This is a genomic window from Paenibacillus sp. Y301, from assembly GCF_059445505.1.
In genome coordinates this window covers 217,482-237,357 of record NZ_JCAIUL010000003.1, presented here as the reverse complement: position 1 = coordinate 237,357, position 19,876 = coordinate 217,482, and the positions used below count along the sequence as shown (strand labels likewise).

The following is a 19,876-nucleotide window of genomic DNA, read 5'->3' as shown; positions in this document are numbered from 1 at the left end:
AACGTGTACAAATTATTGCGATACTTTGTATTTAGCCAACTTCTTATCTAACGTACCAAATAAATGTAGAATGAATCGATAATTCGCTCCCAAATCACCAAGCGAACCTCTAGAGGCAGAATATATATCCACAGCACTACGCACAGGACCAACCGAAAGAATAGATACAGTAATGTCCACAGTACGTCCAAAAGAAGTCTTTTTCTCTAGAATAATCTCTCCAACAGATGGAACTTCATGCAGAACTTTGTACCCTGGAATTTTTTTGAGCGTGGACGAAATTTCCTCCCATGCCTTGTCTTTCGATAAATTGTAATAGCGCGTTTTCATTTTAGGATCTTTCGCTCGGTCACCCGTTCCTTCTTGACTACGTATGATCCCCACTAAAACTCTCTTTAACGACAAGACCGTTCCCCCTTTATATATATCCATCAATACCTAATAGTTTAACATTGAACTCTTCAGAACAAAAGAGGTTGACTACAGAATCTCATAATCCAACCAAAAATAGCATTCCAATATCGATAAATCTTCGACATTGGAATGCTACTAACAAAATCATTATAAATAAAAGGAATCCCGCTTATGCCGTCCGGTTAAATTGTCTTCTGAACCTGCAGTAGCAGGTGGGTGACCGCAGAAATGTTTTTGAAGTCCCCATGTCATATAGACAGGGCGTTTCAGCTACGCTTCTTATTGATCTCCCTAGACATCATCATTGGTTCAAAATAACGATTAACCGTGGCGAACATCGCAGGATGTGATTTTATTATAATCCCAATGAATATAAAAGTAAACTCAAATGAAGCCGTTTTCTCAATCCATTTTATTACAACTTCATTTCGCTGTTTATGATTTATGTCCAGTCATATTTTCTTCAATAGAAGATACTTCTATTTCATTCTCTTCGGCAATCTTTTCTTGTTTCTCTTCTTCCAACAATCTCAAACGTTCTGCTTGCTCCTGCATCTTCAGGAAAGATCCATGGAAATTAAAGAACGCCCACAAAGCGATGATCGTGATACTGAAGAAGATGATTACTACTGGGTACATTGAAGAAATGTATAACAATAACCCTGTCCCCAATACCGTAGCAATCATTCGAAATGGACGAATAATCGTTAGAAGAACAGCATTTTTAATAATAAGTAAAATACCCATGTGATAATGGACAACCATAGAGAAGAAATTAAACATGGATACAAGTAGTACAAATAACAGAAGGAGCATGACTCCACCAATTAACTGCAGGTTATCCATGGTCATATAAACCTTATAATCTACCCACATAATCACTACTAGTAATGTATAAAAGATACCACCAATCATCGATTGTTTATAATTATCTTTATACCCCTTAAAAAAGGTACGAAAGATTGGCACATCTGAATCACCCATTACCCATTTACGTACGACATTAAATAAAGCAGAAATGGCCGGGAACAATGTAAACGGTGCCAAGATACCCATAACCCAATTTAACAATACGTGATCATTTGCCGTCGCTTCCGTCTGCTGAAGCATAATAAATTTAAGTAATAATACAAGTAGAAATGGCGACGAACAGACTAGCCACAGAATGTTACTATACGCAATCCTCGTAATCCATTCTGTTAATTTATAGATTCCTCCCATGGTTCCTTTAAATTCCAAGAATTCTCCTCCTCAGTAAACAAGCTTGTACATAATAATATACCGTATTTAGTATGAACAATACCAGTGTCTAATTTCAAAAGATACGTTAGGTACTTTAGATCTCCCAATTTCTAGTTATGTATATGCTATCTCATGTAATTATTGAGCATAAAGAAAAAGACGAAGTGTATAATACTCTTCGTCTTTTATTTATGATCATCCTATTATTCGAAAGAACTGTCAGGACGTTTAGCTGGACGGCTAGTGTTGCTACTGCTTGGACGTGGTTTGTTCGTACGTGCAGAAGAATCACGACTAGCTCCACCATCTTTGTTGTAGCTGCTTTTACCTGCGTATCCACCGCGACTTCCGCCACCACTGCTATCACGATCACGGCGATAATTACCACTACCGCTACCACCTGAACCTGATCCATTACGTGAACCACCGTAGCTACCTGATGGTTTACGACCGTTACGAATGTCTGGTTTACGACGTTTCGCACGCATTGGATCTTCTGGAGTCAAATGGATATCTGTATCCTTTTTCTCACCAGTCAATAATTTCATAGCTGCAGTTAACAATTGAACGGAATCATATTGTTCCAACAATTGAATTGCAATGCCTTTGTACTCGTTCAAATCACCATTCTCCAACGTTTCAAGCAATCTTTCAGCTGTAACGCGTTGTTTACCTTCAATAGCCTCAGCCATTGTTGGAAGTGGTTTACGTGTAATGCGGTGACGAGTAACACGCTCGATGAAGTGGAAATGATCCATTTCACGTGGTGTTACGAACGACCAAGCCGTTCCTTCTTTACCGGCACGACCCGTACGACCGATACGGTGTACATAACTTTCTGGATCTTGAGGTAGATCGAAGTTAATAACATGTGTTACACCCGAAACATCAAGTCCACGTGCTGCAACGTCTGTAGCAACAAGAACATCAATACTTCCATCACGGAACTTACGCATTACTGCGTCACGTTGATTCTGTGACAAATCACCATGTAGTCCGTCTGCTGAATATCCACGTTTCTGTAAAGCTTCAGACAATTCATCAACACGACGTTTAGTACGTCCAAATACGATAGCAAGTTCAGGAGATTCCATGTCAATTAGACGGCTAAGTGCTTCGAATTTTTGACGTTCTGGAACTTCAATGTACGCTTGATCGATAAGTGGAGCACTTACGTGCTTAGGAATAACAGATACGTGTTCAGGGTTATTCAAGAACTGCTGAGCAAGCTTCTGAATGTTAGCAGGCATCGTTGCAGAGAATAACATCGTTTGGCGTTCTGCTGGAACCAACTTCAGAATGGATTGGATATCATCCATGAAACCCATATCAAGCATTTCATCTGCTTCATCCAATACAACAGTTTGAACATCAGTCAATTTAATTGTTTTACGGTTAATATGATCAAGAAGACGTCCAGGTGTTCCAATGATAACCTGAGGTTTGTTCTTAAGGGAACGAATCTGACGGCTAATATCTTGACCACCGTAAATAGCTAATGAACGAATTCCTTTGAAGCGAGAAAGCTTACCGATTTCTTCTGCTACTTGAATTGCAAGCTCACGAGTTGGGGTCATGATCAACGCCATAATTCTTTCTTCTTCTTTAGGGATTTTGGAAATCAAAGGTAAACCAAATGCTGCTGTCTTTCCGGTACCTGTCTGTGCTTGACCGATCAGATCTCTTCCTGACATAGCGATAGGAATAGCTTGGTCTTGAATTGGCGTAGATTCTTCAAATCCAAGCTCCGTAATTGCTTGGAGGATCTTAGGCTCCAAGCCAAATTCTGCAAATGTTTTCAAATATATTCATGCTCCTTCTATATAGTGGACATTCCACTTTGTCGTTCAAGTAGACATTCCACATTCATCTCTGTATTCTTAAGTAGCGGCATACGTATAGGGTAGCCATACATGCCGTAAATATTGTATGAACGAATGGTTGAATGTTCATACCTTTTATCCGGATTTTTAACCTTTTAAATGACTATTCGGTTATTATTTAGCCGAAATAATGCAAAAATAATACTATTGTACAACCCTACTCAAGAACATCCAATACATTATATCACAAAACAAATTGTTATTACTACTAAGTTACTCTGTTTTTTAAAAATTTAGCATAAAGCTGACATTAAGAGGTGGTTTATTTTGTTAAAAGATGGTTGGAATGCATTTGTTGTTATTCTCGGCGCCGTAGCTATAGCATGCGGTTTTAATTTATTTCTTATTCCGCACCAATTATTAAGTGGTGGTGTTTCTGGAGTATCCTTACTAATCAGTTATTTCAGTGATTTCAGTCTAAGTACTTTGTACTTAGTGATCAATATCCCTATTCTTATTGCAGGTTGGTTTAAATTGGGCAAACGTTTCATTGGTCTCAGTATTCTTTCCGTTGCGGCAACCACATGGTTCCTAACCCTTATTCCAGTGAAGCTTATTGTAACGGATTATCTTCTCGCTAGTGTATTTGGAGGGGTTCTCGTTGGTTTAGGAAGCGGCGTGTCCTTCCGAGTAGGAGGATCTTCAGGAGGATTTGACATCATTGGCTCGCTTGTCACACGTTACAGGGATTTCCCAGTTGGAAATATTATCGTTGGAATGAATGGCATGGTCATTCTTGCGGCAGGATATTTAAATGACAATTGGAATGTTGCCTTAGCTTCTATGGCTTCCATTTACATCAGTGGTAAGGTATTGGATCTCATCCACATTAGTCACATCAAAGTAACAGTATATATTGTGACCAATCAGACCGAAGATCTACTTTCTAAATTACTTAAAATTCCACGTGGTGTTACCAAGATCAAGACGGAGGGTGCATTCTCTCATGAACCCCGAGATATGCTGATGACCGTTACAACTCAGTACGAGCTAGCAGAACTGAAACGAATTATCAAACAATCAGATCCGAATGCTTTTGTTAATATTGTAGAAACGGTAGGCATTATGGGATCATTCCGCAGGAGATGATTTTTACGGAATGCCGTATGATGTCTTCACATAATGTGGTATATTAGAGATGCGCTATTTCCGTTCATATCCATGATTCTGATTCACCCCTTACAGCTAAGGTCGAAAGATTTTTCCTATTCGCTACTCAAGAAATTTGATGGTAAGAATTCAAAGGAGAAAGGGTGATTTTTGTGGAAATGGAATCGGTCAAACTGTCTCAGATTGTTAAGCGCTGGTATCCTGATATGTTACCTTTCTTAAAACAAAAAGAACTTAACTCCCTCATTATGTTACGAGACGGACTAAGTATTCTTGAACCCCATGATGCTATGGAGATTATTCAAATTAGTATTTGTGAACACCAGAATCTTGCACATCTTCATTAACAGAAGTTAGTTAGTTATTCATGCCGTCTCTTCCCCATTTTTGGCGGAATAGGCGGCATTTTATCTTTTATCTTTGTTTTATTTCTTGCATTTACGGTTAAAAACGACAATAGGTTGTTTTAGATTACTGAATGTTACAAAGATGTTGTTTTTAATTACTCACGATTTCTATATAATCATAAAAGTGAGAACGCATACGCCAAGGGAGAGATACATAATGAACATCATTTGGGCTTTAATGGTTTTATTAATGGGAAGTACGACGGGTCAGCAAGCAGAGAACCCGGGCTCATTAAGTACGTTGCAATCATCTATTCATTCCGTTGTAGCTGCAGCACAAGGTAAAGGGACCGAAACAACCTTAGGTACAATTGATCCATCTAAACCAACTGTCAAAGTTGACCCGCAGACGGATGCTCCTATTGTTAAGGGGATTTATGTCACAGCTTATAGTGCTGGTGGATCACGAATGACCGAGTTACTTGATCTGATTGATTCAACTGAACTCAATGCCATGGTTATTGACCTTAAAGATGATGCTGGATACATAACGTATAAGACCGAAAACCCAATCCTTCAAGAACTGGGTAAACCTCAACCTTTCATTGGTGATATTCAGAAACTTATGGTGCGGTTAGAGAAACATAAAGTATATCCTATTGCACGCATTGTCGTATTTAAGGACACGATCCTTGCTACGAAGAATCCAGAACTTTCATTTGTGAAAAAGGATGGAACACTATGGAAGAATGGAAACGGAGACGCGTTTGTCAATCCCTATAGCAAGGAAGTATGGGATTACAACATCGAACTAGCTAAAGAGGCAGCAAAGCTAGGATTCAAGGAGATCCAATTTGACTACGTTCGTTTTCCAGAAGGATTTGAGAAACGTGCCGACTCCATGACTTATGTTAAAAATGATGCATCTCGTGTCGATATCATCACTGAATTCGTAAAATATGCACGCCAAGAATTGGCTCCGCTCGGCATTCGTGTGTCGGTTGATATTTTTGGGTATGCTGCATCCGTTCCTGCTGCTGAAGGAATTGGACAAGATATGGTCAAAATTTCAGGAAATGTCGATGTCATTGCACCTATGGTATACCCAAGTCATTATTCCACAGGTTGGTTTGGTGCTACAAATCCAGATAAAGAACCTTATAAGACTATCAAAGGTTCGATGGTCGACACTCATAAGAAATTAGAGACGCTCGGAGAGCAGAAACCGATTATTCGACCTTGGATTCAAGATTTCACCGCTAGTTGGCTCGGAAGTGGACACTATAGCAAATATGGTAAACATGAAGTTGAAGAGCAAATTCGCGCAATGAAAGAAATGAATGTGAACGAATATCTTTTATGGAATGCTAATAATAGATATAGTAAGGGTGTAACTTACAAATAGTTTACATGTGCCGTAATCTTTGCCAAAAAGGCCCGGTTATTCTAACCTGGGCCTTTTGCATATGAATATATCTAACGTATTACAAGTTCATTAGCTTGGTAATCTAGAAAGGGATACGTATGAAACCAACCTTAACAATAAAAGAGAAATTCAAACAATTTCTAGTCATCCTAATACCTATTTTAATTACACAAATTACATTATCAGCTATCACTTTCTTTGACACGAATATGTCAGGTAAGTCTAGCTCCATTGATCTTGCTGGGGTTGCCATTGGTTCTAGTCTCTGGGTACCTATTCAAGTTGGACTTAGCGGAATTCTCATGGGACTAACCCCCATCGTGTCTCAACTAATAGGAAACCACCAATCGAATAGAGTTTCCTATCAAGTTATACAAGCCCTTTGGCTCTCTATTTTTCTCGGTATACTCGTATTACTCATCGGAGGATCCCTCATTTCACCCGTGCTGCATGCGATGAACTTAGAATCCGGTGTACGCGATATTGCTTTTCGATTCCTCATAGGTATCTCTATTGGAATTATCCCTTTGTTCGGGTACACAGTATTACGAAGCTTAATTGATGCACTAGGCGAGACCCGCATATCAATGACCATTACGCTTATTGCATTACCTATTAACGTCAGCCTTAATTATCTATTGATCTTCGGTAAATGGGGCTTCCCTCGTCTTGGTGGTGCAGGAGCAGGTATCGCTTCAGGTATTACGTATTGGTGTATATTTATCATTGCGATCTGGCTTGTTCATCGTAAACAATCATTTGCTTCCTTAGGCATATTTCACAAATTCCATAGAATATCTCTAAAATCCTGGAGAGAATTATTAAAGATAGGTGTACCTATCGGATTCTCCATCTTTTTTGAAACAGCTGTCTTTGCTGCAGTAACCTTATTAATGAGTCAATTTAATACGGCTACGATTGCGGCACATCAGGCCGCACTGAATTTCGCGACGACGTTATACATGATTCCTTTAAGTATATGTATGAGTCTTACTATTTTGGTCGGATTTGAAAAAGGTGCGGGGCGAACTAAAGATGCCAAACAATATGCGTTTCTTGGAATCGGCAGCGCTGTTGTTCTATCCCTTGTAACCGCCGTTATACTTATCTTTGCTAGTAAACAGGTAGCCTTTCTCTATTCAGATGAAAGTCATATCATTGAACTCATTCAACATTTCTTAATCTATGCGATCTTCTTCCAAATATCAGATGCGATTGCGACACCCACACAGGGGGTATTACGTGGTTATAAAGATGTAACTCCTGCTTTCATTATTGCCTTTATCTCTTACTGGGTGATCGGTCTTCCTGTTGGCTATGTATTAGCTAATTATGCATCTCTTGGAGCAGACGGCTATTGGTTGGGCTTGATCACTGGATTGGCGATTGGAGCGACCCTTCTCCTTAGAAGGCTTATCTATATTCAGCGTCGTGATACAGTCACTGTATCTTGAGTACCATTGCTATACCTATACTTGAGACTACGATATCAAAATAATGCATACAAAAAATGGCAGACCAAGATAACATCTTGGTCTGCCATTTCCATTCCGTCTAACACTCTTAGTACAAATTATTGAGATAAACGTGCTGCTAGTTCATACAATTCGATATTGAAATCTTTTTTACTGTTAACAACCTTATCAATATCAGTAAGAACTAATTCATTTCTAATAATACCACAAGCTTTATCCGATTCGCCGGCAATAAGCATACGCACAGCGAAATCTCCTAAACGACTCGCAAGGTTTCTATCTGCAGGTGTTGGCGTACCTCCACGTTGAATGTGACCAAGTACTGTAACTCTCGGTTCCAATGTTGGGCAACGCTCTACTAGTTGTCTAGCTACATCCTCACCAGTACCTGCACCCTCAGCAACGATTACGATACTGTGGCGTTTACCATGCGCGAAATTCTGCTTCATACGCTCAGCAATTTCATCCATGTCGAAAGGTACCTCAGGAACAATGATCGTCTCTGCTCCTGATGCAAGACCCGCATGTAATGCGATATCTCCACAATGTCTACCCATAACTTCCACAATGGACGAACGCTCATGAGAAGACATCGTATCTCTTAGTTTATTAATTGCATCCACTACAATACTTACTGATGTATCGAAGCCGATTGTGAAATCTGTAAAAGAAATATCGTTATCAATGGTGCCTGGTAGAGCCATTGTGTTGATTCCAAGTTTACTCAACTTATTAGCACCATGATACGAACCATCACCACCGATAACTACGAGGCCGTCAATCCCACGGTTACGAAGAATATCTGCACCCTTTTGCTGACCTTCAGGTGTCATAAATTCTTTACATCGAGCGGACTGAAGAACCGTTCCCCCACGTTGAATGATATCCCCTACACTACGTAGATCCATCGAGAATATATCATCATTTAGTAGTCCTTGATAACCTCGTTGAACACCATACACCTCTAGACCATAATACAATCCACTACGCACAACTGAACGCACTGCTGCGTTCATCCCTTGAGAATCGCCACCACTTGTTAATACTGCTATTTTTTTTACTGACATGATTTCTCTCTCCTCCTTTTATCTTTATAAACGTTTACGAATCCAGCGACTATTCATGAAAAAGAATATCCGGGTAAGCGGACTCCCCTTCATCAATTGTCTTGAGGCAAAAATAACTTCCTGTTGCTCACTAACTTTAGGATCAGATAAGTAGAGGGCCAATAGTCCCTCAATAATCATCCGATGAAACGGAGAAGAAGGAATTGCTGTAACGTCCCTTCTTGCAGACTCTGCAATCATGGTGATCCGTTCTAGCAACATTTCTGTATCTTTATAATAATTACAGAAATTAAGATCTCCGCCCGATTGATCCTCTTCCTGGTCAATTAAATAATCCAACATAATATGTAGGCAGCATACATGTGGAAAATAAGATTTATGAATGGAAGCTGCTCCATCATCGGATAATCCGGTATCAGTTGCAGCAAGAAACAGCATAAAAACAGCTAACGTCGACCCTGTAGCAGCAGCGAATTCCTGCCACTCCAAATGAGGAGTGCGGTGTTTGTGTATCGACCACCAATTCAATAGTGCATCCTCTCGATCATCCGGGTGGATATGCTTGTACACTTGTAAATCCGTATATAGGCTTACCAAATCGATTATATATGGCATTACAACGGCATAGCTTGGAAGAATTCGTACACAGTTCTGGCAAGTCTCCACTAGGTCAGATAGGTAACCTCCATCATTTAATTCCTTGTGCAAAGCATAATAATCATGTTGCTTAGCATCAGGATTAACAGCATCTAACATGGACTGATGTAATAACCTGAAATCTTCTGCGTCCATAGATGTACTTCGGTCACATAAGTTATCAAGATAATCACTAATCGTCTGAAAAGACACAATGAGACGTATTAGTACGTTCCTATCGGGTAAGTCAATCGTTGCATACACTGCACCACCTTGGCAATGAAACTGTTTCGTATCAATGCTAGCTAGTGCCTGAGTCCGTAGTTCTGGATCCGGTATCTCGCTTGCCGTATGACGCCAAGCACTTAATTCCTTACGCACCTCTGGTAAAATATGCTTATATACCCGACTCATTAGACTTAATGGATTACGAGGAACTTGATTTAGGCGTTGCTCATTATCTTTCAATGACGGTGCCTCCACATTATTTATCTACTTAGTCCTATAAATCATCATTATTATAATATGTACCGTCATTTTGTACAAATAAACCAAATCACCATTTCACATTTTATTATTATAGATTCAGAATTTTGTCGAAATCCAGTAAATCACATCCATTTTTTCATGAATATGATATACTATCGCTACTTTATAACTACAACTTTAAGGAGTTTATTCCTATGTCGATTGACGAACCACTCTCTTGGAGGCGGTTGTTCACATTTTTTATACCCCTTGGGATATCAGCATCACTTGTAACCATATCACATGTCATCATTAATGGTACTCTCGCTCGAGCTGCAAATCCAGAAACCGTTATAGCGAGTTATGCCATCGCCAGCAGCCTTTTAACGATAACTGAACGTCCATCTACATTGTTAAGGCAGACTTGTTCAGCACTTGTAAGAGATCGTATATCCTTCCAAGCCGTGAACTATATAACCAAAGCATTCTTAGCCTTTGTTATGCTTATAGGATTCATTATCGTTTATAGCCCTGTTGGACATGGTATTTTTAAATATTTATTTGGAGTGGACCCTAGTCTCTTATCCTCTGTGATCGATGTGTATCAGATTCTTATGTTTGTTAGTGTCTTCTCTGTTATTCGTAATATTTATCAAGGTGTTATAATAACCCATAATCGCACAAAATGGCTAACGATCGGGATGGCTATTCGCCTTTCTGTTATGTATATTTTATCTTTATATTTTGTTCTTTCGGATAATATTTCTAGTGGACGTGTTGGAGCTATTATCTTCTTAGCAGGTATGATCATTGAAGCCGCTGTTAGCTATTGGGAAGGCCATCATATCGTACGCAAAATGCCAAAGAAGCAGGTAGATCATCCTATAGAGACCAAAGGTCACGTCTTCGATTTCTATAAACCTTTGCTGCTATCATCTTTCATTGCTATGTTTATTGGCCCTGTTATTAATATCATGCTTGGAAAAACAACAGGTATTATTTTGGCCATATCTGCATTTACCGTTGCTAGTAGTTTGATGCAATTAATGCTGAGTTTCTTCACTTATATTCATCAAATCGTACTCAATTTCCATTATAATAATCCTGCTCTGGTGAAGAAGTTCGCGCTTAGCATAGGATTTATTCCATTCTTCTTACTAGTAAGTACCGCTTATACCCCTCTTGGTCCTTGGGTGTTAGAACATTTGATGAATGTGACCGGTGATCTGCTCACTGAAAGTCTTCTTACCTTGCGTGCCTTTGTGTTATATCCACTGGTCATGCCGTGGCTTGACTATGGGAATGGGCTAATTCTCCTTCGAGGACAGACAAAGACGATGTTCCGTTCTCAGACAGCTAATGCTATATGTACAATTATTGTCTTATGTATTCTCGTATTTTTCTCTCCAGGATGGAATGGAATGGTCGGCGCAATATCGCAATCCTTAGGATTACTCGCAGAATTGTCCATCGTGTGGATCGTTATACGACGTTATAGCAGAGAGCCTTCCCTAAATCACAAACGACACACGTTAAAGCATCATTAGAAGACACAACAAATGCACTGACCTTTTCATTCTCAAGGGTCAGTGCATTTGTTGTAATCTTAAAAAAATCCTTATCCAATACGTTCAATCTCTGCTTCACTGATTTCGAAGTTCGTATAAACATCTTGTACATCATCGTTATCTTCAAAAGCATCCATCATACGTAGCAATTTCTCCGCATTCTCGCCTTCCACATCAATGGTGTTCTGTGGAATCCAACGTACTTCAGAGCTACTAAATTCAAGATTAGCCCCTTCCAAAACACCCTTGATCGCTTCAAACTCATGAGGATGAGTTAACACTTCAAAGCTCTCTTCATTGGTGATTACGTCTTCTGCTCCAGCATCAATCGCTTGCAACATAAGTGTATCTTCATCTAGATCTTCAAATTTCTCACGGTCAATAACAAGCATACCTTTTTGGTCAAACATGTATGATACACAACCCGACTCACCCATGTTTCCACCACGCTTATTAAAAATCGATCTTACATCAGCAGCCGTACGATTACGGTTGTCTGTTAGACATTTCACCATGATTGCTACACCGCCGGGGCCGTAACCTTCATAATAAATTTCGTCATACTCTACGTTGTCACCATTTCCCGTAGCTTTTTTGATAGCACGTTCAATGTTATCAACAGGCATATTAATCTGACGTGCATTATGGATAGCTGTCTTCAATCCGAAATTGGCTTCTGGATTAGGCCCACCCTTACGTGCTTGTACATAAATTTCACGGCCAAGCTTTACGAATTTATTATTCTTAGCCTGATCTGCTTTCCCTTTGCGATCTTTAAATAATTTAAACTTCATAACGGTAGCGCTCCCTATAAAATTGTATGTTTCATCCCTTACAGTGTATCATTCTGTTGTAGAATCGGTCAAAGTAGGATTGATACCTTTCCCACTAAAAGCAACAAAAAAGCACAATTCTCAATGAAGAAAATTGTGCAAACTACCGAAATTATATCATTCGAAACATCAGGTTTGATTGTTATAATTTGATCACGTTAGCTGCTTGAGGTCCTCGATTGCCTTCAGTGACTTCGAATTCAACCGATTGACCCTCATCTAGCGTCTTGAAACCCTCACCTTGAATGGCAGAAAAGTGAACAAATACATCCTCGCCACCTTCCACCTGAATAAAACCATACCCTTTTTCCGCATTAAACCATTTAACTGTTCCCTTCAAATGAACAACCTCCTAAAAATACCGCCAATGAAAGCGATTGTGAAAATGATACCTCATGATTTTTATCATTGTTTTCGCAACCAATATTATGATATCTCCGTTTTTATTTGCTTTTATAAGTAGGTCTGCGTTATCATTTTATCAAAAGAGCAAACGGAGATATGTGCATATGATAAAAAAACATGAAATATACAAAAAAGACAACTGGAATATGATGACCATCGAAGTTCAAGGAAAGTATATTGTCCTTCGCGAGATCTCAGATCAATGGGGAGAAGAAACGCAAACGTTTCTTAGTCGGCCTGCGCTAATGCATTGGGCTAACAATCGTTTTCCTAAAGAAGAGTATAAGGATAAAGAAGATGAGTGGCGCGAGATCATGGCTGCTTTTAAAGGAGTATAGTTATCAATGGATTCAAGTGATACTCTCATCTTTATCATTGTAGCTTTTGCTTTAGGTGCTGTCCTAGTCATGGGCAAGAACTCCGTCCCGCCTTCATTAAGGCGTTGGATGGCTCTTACTGCCATCGTCATGATCCTCATTGCCTTTATCTTAATAATATTCAGTTTTCTAAACATGGGTTCCTAAATTGATGAGAAAATATTAATAAACATGGGTAGGACTGGATATACTATGGGCTGATCGCATATGTAAAGGAGGTACAACTTTGGCTATTTCAACCAAGTCTGTATCGCTCATCATGGCCCTTAGTATTTTGTCCAGTCCCTTTTCTTCATCAATTGAAGCTTTACAAGGAGCCCAACCTTTAAACACACACTTAAGGAGGATTCCCATGGACCAATTATTGAAACGCTCAGAAGTATCTAAGGATAATCAATGGAAATTAGATGATTTATTTAAAGACCAAGCAGCTTGGGACCAAATTTACAATGAAGTGAAGAAGAAAATTACCAAAGCATCTGACTATCAAGGTAAGCTAGAGTCAGTTCAATCCGTAAAAGAATGCTTTGCCTTAGACGACGATATTTCCTACCACGTGGAACGTCTTTATGTATATGCCCATATGCATCTTGATGAGGATACAACTAACCCTACATACCAAGCACTAACTGAAAAGGCAAAAAAATTAAGCGTTAATGCAAGCGAAGCATTATCTTTCGTAACACCAGAACTTCTGGCACTTCCAGATGCTACACTTGATGCATTCATTGCTGATCCAGCTTTAAGCGAATATAAATTCACACTTCAAGAAATGAAACGTGAAAAAGCTCATGTACTAACAAAGACTGAAGAAGCCCTTCTTGCACAAGTTGGAAATTTATCTCAAGCACCAAAGGATATCTTCGGCATGCTTAACAATGCGGACATGAAATTCCCTAAGATTAAAGATGAGAACGGCAAAGAAGTTGAGCTTACACACGGTAGCTATATTCAGTATCTTGAAAGCCCTAACCGTGAAGTTCGTAGTCGTGCATTCAAGGCGGTATATGAAACTTATGGTAAACAAAAGAATACAATCGCTGCAACATTAAGCGCTAACGTCAATAAGAATATTTTCTACTCCCGTGTTCGTAAGTACCCTTCTGTGCTTGAAATGTCTCTATATGGGGATAACATTCCGAAGGAAGTCTATACGAATCTAGTCGATACGATCCATGAAAGCTTACCTTTACTACATCGCTATATGAAACTTCGTAAGAAACTACTTGGCGTCGATGAATTACATATGTATGATCTGTTTGCTCCACTTGTGGATGAGTACAAAATGGACATTACCTATGAAGAAGCTAAGAAGACAGTTAAAGAAGGTCTGAAACCACTTGGAGAAGATTATTTAACTGCATTACAAGATGGCTATGATAACGGATGGATTGACGTCTATGAGAATGAGGGTAAACGAACTGGCGCTTACAGTTGGGGAGCTTATGGTACTCATCCTTACGTCCTACTGAACCACAAAGAAAATTTAAATAGTATGTTCACGTTAGCCCATGAGATGGGTCATGCATTACACTCATATTATTCAGATAATACGTTGAATTACCGTGATGCCCAATACACTATTTTCTTAGCTGAAGTGGCCTCTACGACGAATGAAGCTCTATTGATGGATTACTTATTAAAGAAATCGACAGATCCTAAAGAAAAAATGTATCTGTTAACTTACTATGCGGACCAGTTCCGTACAACCGTATTTAGACAAACGATGTTTGCTGAATTCGAGAAGATCATACATGAGCATGCTGAGCAAGGTGAATCTCTTACTCCTCAAGCCTTAACCGACATTTACTATGACCTGAACGTTAAATATCATGGTCCAGACATGGCTGTAGATAAAGAGATTGGTATGGAATGGGCGCGTATTCCTCACTTCTATAACAGCTTCTATGTATATAAATATGCAACAGGATTCTCTGCAGCGACTAGCTTCTCCAAACAGATCTTGGAGGAAGGGCAACCCGCGGTTGATCGTTACCTTGGATTCCTTAAGAGTGGTGGCAGTGACTACTCCATAAACATTCTTGAGAAGGCAGGTGTGGATATGTCCTCACCTCAACCAATCCGAGAAGCCATGAGTGTATTCGGAGAATTAATTACGCAAATGGAGCAATTAACGAAGTAATATAATCTATTGTTATAAAATCCCTTGTCCATTAGGTCAAGGGATTTTATACTGTCATTGAAGGGCTACGCTACAAAAAACTTTAGTCTACGCTTCCGAGGTTATGCTTCCGAGGTTATGCTTTCGATGCAATTTTTTTACGATGATTAACTGTGAGTGATGCTACAAAAAAAATTTAGGAGGTGTTATGATGAAAATGCAATGGTCATTGATTGCTGGACTTGTGTTTGCGCTATTAACAGCTTTGTTCGCAGTCATTAATGTTAATCCTGTTGAAGTTAATTTCTATTTCAACGTGGTAAATATCCCTTTAATTCTGCTCATTCTGGGATGTACGCTCATAGGCGGTATCATCGTTGGTTCATATGGGATCTTCAGGCAGTATAAGTTGCAAAGAAAAATCAAACGTTTATCTAATGAGTTAAATCATGTTATCACAGAAACGGGATATTCCAACGAATCATCCACTACATCACCCAATAACGAAAATCATAAGGAGGCTGAACCCCTTGTCAATCCAACCCAATGAGAAATATATTCTGAGTTTCCTTCAGAAGTTACTAAACACGCCTAGTCCGAGCGGTTATACCGCTCAAGTCATGAAATGGATTGAAGAAGAAGCTACGGCCCTTGAGGTGCCCCTCACATGGAATCATAAAGGTGGAGCTATATTAACCATCCCAGGACATGATGACAGCCGTACGATAGGTCTGAGTGCCCATGTGGACACCTTAGGCGCAATGGTTCGTGCAATTAAGTCTGAAGGGACGCTTCGACTTACATTAGTCGGTGGCTTCATGCTTCAAGCTATCGAGAACGAATACTGCACCATACATACACGTAGTGGTAAGACTTATACCGGAACGATATTAAGTATCCATCCTTCTGTTCATGTTTATAGCGATGCCCGCGATTTCAAACGCCAAGAAGAACATATGGAAGTTCGTATTGACGAACTTGTAGAATCCAAAGAAGATGTGAAGAAATTAGGAATTGCTGTAGGTGACTTCATATCGTTTGATCCAAGAGCTATCATCACAGACAGTGGATATATTAAATCTCGTCATCTTGATGATAAAGCTAGTGTTGCTGCTCTATTCGGATTACTTGAATCCATGAAACGTGAGAATTGGAAACCACGCCATACGGTTAAGATTCTTATCTCTAATTATGAAGAAGTTGGACACGGTGCTGCCTTTATTCCTGAAGATATCCAGGAAATGATTGCAGTAGATATGGGATGTATCGGTGATGATCTAAGTTGTAAAGAAACCGATGTATCGATCTGTGCTAAGGACTCTTCCGGACCTTACGATTATGATATGACAAGCCGTCTAATAGAACTAGCTGAATCTGAGAACATTCCATATGCTATCGATGTGTATCCACACTATGGATCAGATGCCTCTGCAGCACTAAGAGCCGGAGCTAACATTCGTGCTGCTCTAATCGGTCCAGGCGTACATGCTTCTCATGCTATGGAACGTACACATAAGCAAGCAGTTATCAATACCATGAAATTACTTGCAGCTTACTTGAAATAATCAGATACAATTCCATGCATTATAAAAAGGCACAGTGCTCTTGAGCACTGCGCCTTTTTTTGATACAAATCATTAATAAGTGGTCAGTCCCTTACATCTTCTCTGCTAATTCATTTAAATAGGTCCAACGCTCCATCAGAAGTTCAAGCTCTTGTTGTGCTTTCTGTTGCTTCAACATAAGTTCCTGAAGAAGGGCAGAATCACTATACGCTTCCTCCATCTTACGATTGATATCCACGATATTCTGTTCAGCCATCTGAATAAGACTATCAATCTGTTCATATTCACGTTGTTCTTTGAAACTGAACTTAATTTTCTCCGTTGACAATACGGATCCCGTTGGTTTTAGAGGTTCAGGTTTGAGCTCAGGCTCAGGTTTGGATTTAATTACGGGTTCGGAAGGTTGATTAACGCTTTGTGGAACCGATCCTTTGGACACGTTCTTAGCCAACCATTCCTCATATTCGCTATAAGACCCTACATGAACTCTGAGATTCCCATCTCCTTCAAAAGCAACAATCTTATCTACCGTACGATCTAAGAAATATCGATCATGGGATACGGAGAATACGACGCCAGGAAACTCATCCAAATATTGCTCCAAGACTGCTAGCGTCTGGATATCCAGATCATTGGTCGGCTCATCCAGTAAAAGAACATTCGGAGCTCCCATGAGAACTCTTAGCAAATATAGACGTCTCTTCTCTCCACCGGATAATTTCGCGATCGGTGTCCATTGAAGCGTTGGTGGAAACAGAAACCGTTCCAACATTTGTCCCGCAGTAATGGTACTTCCATCAGATGTGCGGATAATTTCCGCCTCTTCTTTGATATATTCAATCACTCTTTGCTTCTCATTCATCTCTTGATGTTCTTGCGTAAAGTAACCAATCTTCACCGTAGTACCAAGACTTAGTTCCCCGCCATCGGGCTGAAGTCTACCCGCGATAAGATTCAGTAAGGTTGACTTCCCGCTTCCGTTGGGTCCAACAATCCCTACTCGGTCCTCTGGCACTGCAATATAAGTAAGATCTTTTATTAGGGTCATGCCATTACTCGTCTTACTCAAATGGTCAATTTCTAATATTTTGCGACCAAGACGACTAGAAGCTACCGACATGTCCATGGCTCCAGCACGCTGTACGCCTTGTTGATCTTTCAATTCTTCATATCGATCAATCCGTGCCTTCTGTTTGGTAGTTCTCGCTTTGGCTCCCCGACGCATCCAGGCAAGCTCCGTACGAAGCAAATTCTGTCTCTTATGTTCTGTTGAAGCCTCTCTCTCTTCGCGATCCGCTTTCAGTTCCAAGAATGCTGAGTAATTGGCTTGATATCGAAATAGTCGCCCATAATCTAACTCCAACATAACGTTAGCCACCCGGTCGAGGAAATAACGATCATGGGTAATCATGAGCAAAGCACCGCGTCGCTTCTGTAAATATTGCTCTAACCATGCCACCGAATCTGTATCGATATGGTTCGTAGGTTCATCTAGAATTAGCAACTCGCAAGGTTGAATCAATGCACTAGCTAAAGCTACACGCTTCCGTTGTCCACCAGACAACGTACCCATCAAAGCATCAAACTGTGTAATACCGAGTTTATTCAGAATGGTCTTCGCTTCGCTTTCAAGTTGCCAAGCCTGAAGAGTATCCATCTCTTGATTAAGATCTAGAAGTCTCTCCAACACTGTTTCATTGGTAGGATCAAGTTCTAATAAGTCCATCGTTTCGGTATAATCACGTACGACCTTCATTTGTGGATCATTACCTTGAAACACTTGCTGTAGAACGTTCATCTCTGGATCGAAGTCAGGATTCTGAGCTAGCGTTCTGATTCTAACCGCATTCCCAATAGAAATCTGACCTTCATCTGCCTTCTCTAATCCCGCAATAATGCGTAAGAAGGTTGACTTCCCCGTCCCGTTCACACCTACAATTCCTATCTTATCTTGGTCTTCCATACCAAATGAAGCATCTTGGAATAGCACTTTTTCTCCGTAACTTTTACTTATATGTTCAACAGTCAATATATTCATCTTTAATTTTCCCTACTAACTTTTCTTATTTGATCGTTCTTGGCGTTCTTCTCTATTGTAGCACTTATAGACCCTCATTTATAACCCCATCGCAATGCCAATGAGATATCCTACCAATCCTCCGAAGATCGAACTCCATATGTTTACCGCATCATTATTCATTCTGAGCCACCCACGTATATGTTCTGTTGGTTGGCTGCAATGATGTAATACTTCAACTTCTCTACCACACACACGACACTTGTACATGACTTGAATAGATGCGCCTAATATGGAGTCTGTAAATGCTCCCACCCATCCAGCAACTAATCCAATGAGTACCCATATCAAAAGTCCATGTAATTGAATATCTAAAGATCCAGTTAAGACTTGTAGAAACCAAGCCATTCCTCCGATCATAACTCCAGCGACAGCTGCTGCAGTGCTCCCTAAGAGAGATACGCCACCCGAAGTTCCAACCGTCAATACCTTCCCATTCAGAACAGATCGTGGAGATTTAGAACTTAGACTTCCGATCTCTGTTGCCCATGTATCGGCAGTCACTGTTGCCATAATACCTATAAATAAATACATCCATTCAACATGTGGCCATATCGCATTTAGAATACATAGCACCATTCCTATTCCACCATTAGCTAGTACTTGCCCTGCGTCACGTCGTCCGGTCTTTGCATAAGATTTCTCCATCTCAGCTTTATGGCTCTGCCGGAACTTGGATAACACGGAGGAAGAGACAAAGAATACCAGTAAAATACCGAACCAGAATAAGCCTCCTGCCGCAAAGTAAACTGTTCCCATGATGGTTGCTGCAACGGCTCCTGACACTGCCAGTGATTTCTTCCAATAAGCCAGAACAGACACGATCATGGCGCATATACTACCCACAATCCACAGCATGAG

General features: G+C 40.0%; 19 protein-coding genes and 1 other RNA gene. 10 read left to right on the top strand and 10 right to left on the bottom strand.

Translation table 11 applies throughout. The features are described from left to right. Positions 1–12: 12 nt before the first annotated feature. From AC1D69_RS07535 to cshA, 4 genes are all read right to left on the bottom strand, one after another. Positions 13–405 carry a DUF1499 domain-containing protein gene (locus AC1D69_RS07535; RefSeq protein ID WP_495455519.1) on the bottom strand — a complete coding sequence of 131 codons (393 nt, stop codon included), beginning with the start codon at positions 403–405 and terminating at the stop codon, positions 13–15. 167 nt (positions 406–572) lie between these two features. Further along, positions 573–763: non-coding RNA, 6S RNA (gene ssrS / locus AC1D69_RS07530), on the bottom strand. Positions 764–849: 86 nt separating this feature from the next. Then, positions 850–1,653 (bottom strand): YesL family protein, encoded by an 804-nt coding sequence (locus AC1D69_RS07525; protein ID WP_495455518.1) that lies wholly within the window; start codon positions 1,651–1,653, stop codon positions 850–852. A 206-nt stretch (positions 1,654–1,859) separates the two neighbouring features. Beyond that, positions 1,860–3,458 (bottom strand): degradosome RNA helicase CshA, encoded by a 1,599-nt coding sequence (gene cshA / locus AC1D69_RS07520; protein WP_495455517.1) that lies wholly within the window; start codon positions 3,456–3,458, stop codon positions 1,860–1,862. A 348-nt stretch (positions 3,459–3,806) separates the two neighbouring features. Here cshA and AC1D69_RS07515 point away from each other — a divergent pair, with 348 nt between their 5' ends. The 4 genes from AC1D69_RS07515 to AC1D69_RS07500 all read left to right on the top strand — a co-directional run bounded on the left by AC1D69_RS07515 (position 3,807) and on the right by AC1D69_RS07500 (position 7,876). After that, complete coding sequence (locus AC1D69_RS07515) at positions 3,807–4,628, top strand: YitT family protein (RefSeq protein WP_495455516.1); 822 nt, start codon at positions 3,807–3,809, stop codon at positions 4,626–4,628. Between the two features lie 179 nt (positions 4,629–4,807). Next, the gene (locus AC1D69_RS07510; RefSeq protein WP_495455515.1) at positions 4,808–4,996 is read left to right on the top strand and encodes a hypothetical protein; all 189 of its coding nucleotides are present in this window, start codon (positions 4,808–4,810) and stop codon (positions 4,994–4,996) included. A 217-nt stretch (positions 4,997–5,213) separates the two neighbouring features. Further along, positions 5,214–6,401, top strand: coding sequence for a putative glycoside hydrolase (locus tag AC1D69_RS07505; protein WP_495455514.1), 1,188 nt, complete (start codon positions 5,214–5,216; stop codon positions 6,399–6,401). Between the two features lie 119 nt (positions 6,402–6,520). Further along, a complete protein-coding gene (locus tag AC1D69_RS07500; protein WP_495455513.1) occupies positions 6,521–7,876 on the top strand; it encodes an MATE family efflux transporter in 1,356 nt (451 codons plus the stop codon). A gap of 119 nt (positions 7,877–7,995) precedes the next feature. On the opposite strand, the gene pfkA is transcribed toward AC1D69_RS07500, so the two are convergent. Next, positions 7,996–8,967, bottom strand: coding sequence for a 6-phosphofructokinase (gene pfkA, locus AC1D69_RS07495; RefSeq protein ID WP_495455684.1), 972 nt, complete (start codon positions 8,965–8,967; stop codon positions 7,996–7,998). Between the two features lie 21 nt (positions 8,968–8,988). Further along, a complete protein-coding gene (locus tag AC1D69_RS07490; RefSeq protein ID WP_495455683.1) occupies positions 8,989–10,014 on the bottom strand; it encodes a tetraprenyl-beta-curcumene synthase family protein in 1,026 nt (341 codons plus the stop codon). Between the two features lie 269 nt (positions 10,015–10,283). On the opposite strand from AC1D69_RS07490, the gene AC1D69_RS07485 reads away from it, so the two are divergent. Beyond that, positions 10,284–11,615 carry a multi antimicrobial extrusion protein MatE gene (locus AC1D69_RS07485; RefSeq protein WP_495455512.1) on the top strand — a complete coding sequence of 444 codons (1,332 nt, stop codon included), beginning with the start codon at positions 10,284–10,286 and terminating at the stop codon, positions 11,613–11,615. A gap of 71 nt (positions 11,616–11,686) precedes the next feature. Here AC1D69_RS07485 and AC1D69_RS07480 read toward each other — a convergent pair whose 3' ends face one another. Continuing rightward, the gene (locus tag AC1D69_RS07480; RefSeq protein ID WP_495455511.1) at positions 11,687–12,430 is read right to left on the bottom strand and encodes a YebC/PmpR family DNA-binding transcriptional regulator; all 744 of its coding nucleotides are present in this window, start codon (positions 12,428–12,430) and stop codon (positions 11,687–11,689) included. A gap of 181 nt (positions 12,431–12,611) precedes the next feature. After that, the gene (locus AC1D69_RS07475; RefSeq protein ID WP_495455510.1) at positions 12,612–12,809 is read right to left on the bottom strand and encodes a cold-shock protein; all 198 of its coding nucleotides are present in this window, start codon (positions 12,807–12,809) and stop codon (positions 12,612–12,614) included. A gap of 169 nt (positions 12,810–12,978) precedes the next feature. On the opposite strand from AC1D69_RS07475, the gene AC1D69_RS07470 reads away from it, so the two are divergent. The 5 genes from AC1D69_RS07470 to AC1D69_RS07450 all read left to right on the top strand — a co-directional run bounded on the left by AC1D69_RS07470 (position 12,979) and on the right by AC1D69_RS07450 (position 16,938). Then, entirely contained in the window at positions 12,979–13,212 is a 234-nt protein-coding gene (locus AC1D69_RS07470; protein ID WP_495455509.1) for a hypothetical protein, read from the top strand. A 6-nt stretch (positions 13,213–13,218) separates the two neighbouring features. Further along, positions 13,219–13,398: a hypothetical protein gene (locus AC1D69_RS07465; protein WP_495455508.1), complete on the top strand. Its 180-nt coding sequence runs from the start codon at positions 13,219–13,221 to the stop codon at positions 13,396–13,398. Between the two features lie 205 nt (positions 13,399–13,603). Next, positions 13,604–15,394, top strand: a complete 1,791-nt coding sequence (pepF, locus tag AC1D69_RS07460; protein WP_495455507.1) for an oligoendopeptidase F — start codon at positions 13,604–13,606, stop codon at positions 15,392–15,394. A gap of 190 nt (positions 15,395–15,584) precedes the next feature. Continuing rightward, positions 15,585–15,923 carry a LapA family protein gene (locus AC1D69_RS07455; protein WP_495455682.1) on the top strand — a complete coding sequence of 113 codons (339 nt, stop codon included), beginning with the start codon at positions 15,585–15,587 and terminating at the stop codon, positions 15,921–15,923. Beyond that, positions 15,904–16,938, top strand: a complete 1,035-nt coding sequence (locus AC1D69_RS07450; RefSeq protein ID WP_495455506.1) for a M42 family metallopeptidase — start codon at positions 15,904–15,906, stop codon at positions 16,936–16,938. Before AC1D69_RS07455 ends, AC1D69_RS07450 begins: the two co-directional genes overlap by 20 nt. A gap of 91 nt (positions 16,939–17,029) precedes the next feature. Here the strand turns inward: AC1D69_RS07450 and AC1D69_RS07445 are convergent, their stop codons facing one another. After that, positions 17,030–18,976: an ABC-F family ATP-binding cassette domain-containing protein gene (locus tag AC1D69_RS07445; RefSeq protein WP_495455505.1), complete on the bottom strand. Its 1,947-nt coding sequence runs from the start codon at positions 18,974–18,976 to the stop codon at positions 17,030–17,032. A 78-nt stretch (positions 18,977–19,054) separates the two neighbouring features. Then, complete coding sequence (locus tag AC1D69_RS07440) at positions 19,055–19,873, bottom strand: DUF92 domain-containing protein (RefSeq protein ID WP_495455504.1); 819 nt, start codon at positions 19,871–19,873, stop codon at positions 19,055–19,057. Between the last annotated feature and the right edge of the window lie 3 nt (positions 19,874–19,876).

Coding starts and splice junctions, on each gene's coding strand:
- AC1D69_RS07510 (WP_495455515.1), top strand. CDS start 4,808: ATGGAATCGGTCAAACTGTCTCAGATTGTTAAGCGCTGGTATCCTGAT.
- AC1D69_RS07505 (WP_495455514.1), top strand. CDS start 5,214: ATGAACATCATTTGGGCTTTAATGGTTTTATTAATGGGAAGTACGACG.
- AC1D69_RS07500 (WP_495455513.1), top strand. CDS start 6,521: ATGAAACCAACCTTAACAATAAAAGAGAAATTCAAACAATTTCTAGTC.
- AC1D69_RS07490 (WP_495455683.1), bottom strand. CDS start 10,014: ATGAGTCGGGTATATAAGCATATTTTACCAGAGGTGCGTAAGGAATTA.
- AC1D69_RS07485 (WP_495455512.1), top strand. CDS start 10,284: ATGTCGATTGACGAACCACTCTCTTGGAGGCGGTTGTTCACATTTTTT.
- AC1D69_RS07480 (WP_495455511.1), bottom strand. CDS start 12,430: ATGAAGTTTAAATTATTTAAAGATCGCAAAGGGAAAGCAGATCAGGCT.
- AC1D69_RS07470 (WP_495455509.1), top strand. CDS start 12,979: ATGATAAAAAAACATGAAATATACAAAAAAGACAACTGGAATATGATG.
- AC1D69_RS07465 (WP_495455508.1), top strand. CDS start 13,219: ATGGATTCAAGTGATACTCTCATCTTTATCATTGTAGCTTTTGCTTTA.
- pepF (WP_495455507.1), top strand. CDS start 13,604: ATGGACCAATTATTGAAACGCTCAGAAGTATCTAAGGATAATCAATGG.
- AC1D69_RS07455 (WP_495455682.1), top strand. CDS start 15,585: ATGAAAATGCAATGGTCATTGATTGCTGGACTTGTGTTTGCGCTATTA.
- AC1D69_RS07445 (WP_495455505.1), bottom strand. CDS start 18,976: ATGAATATATTGACTGTTGAACATATAAGTAAAAGTTACGGAGAAAAA.
- AC1D69_RS07440 (WP_495455504.1), bottom strand. CDS start 19,873: ATGCTGTGGATTGTGGGTAGTATATGCGCCATGATCGTGTCTGTTCTG.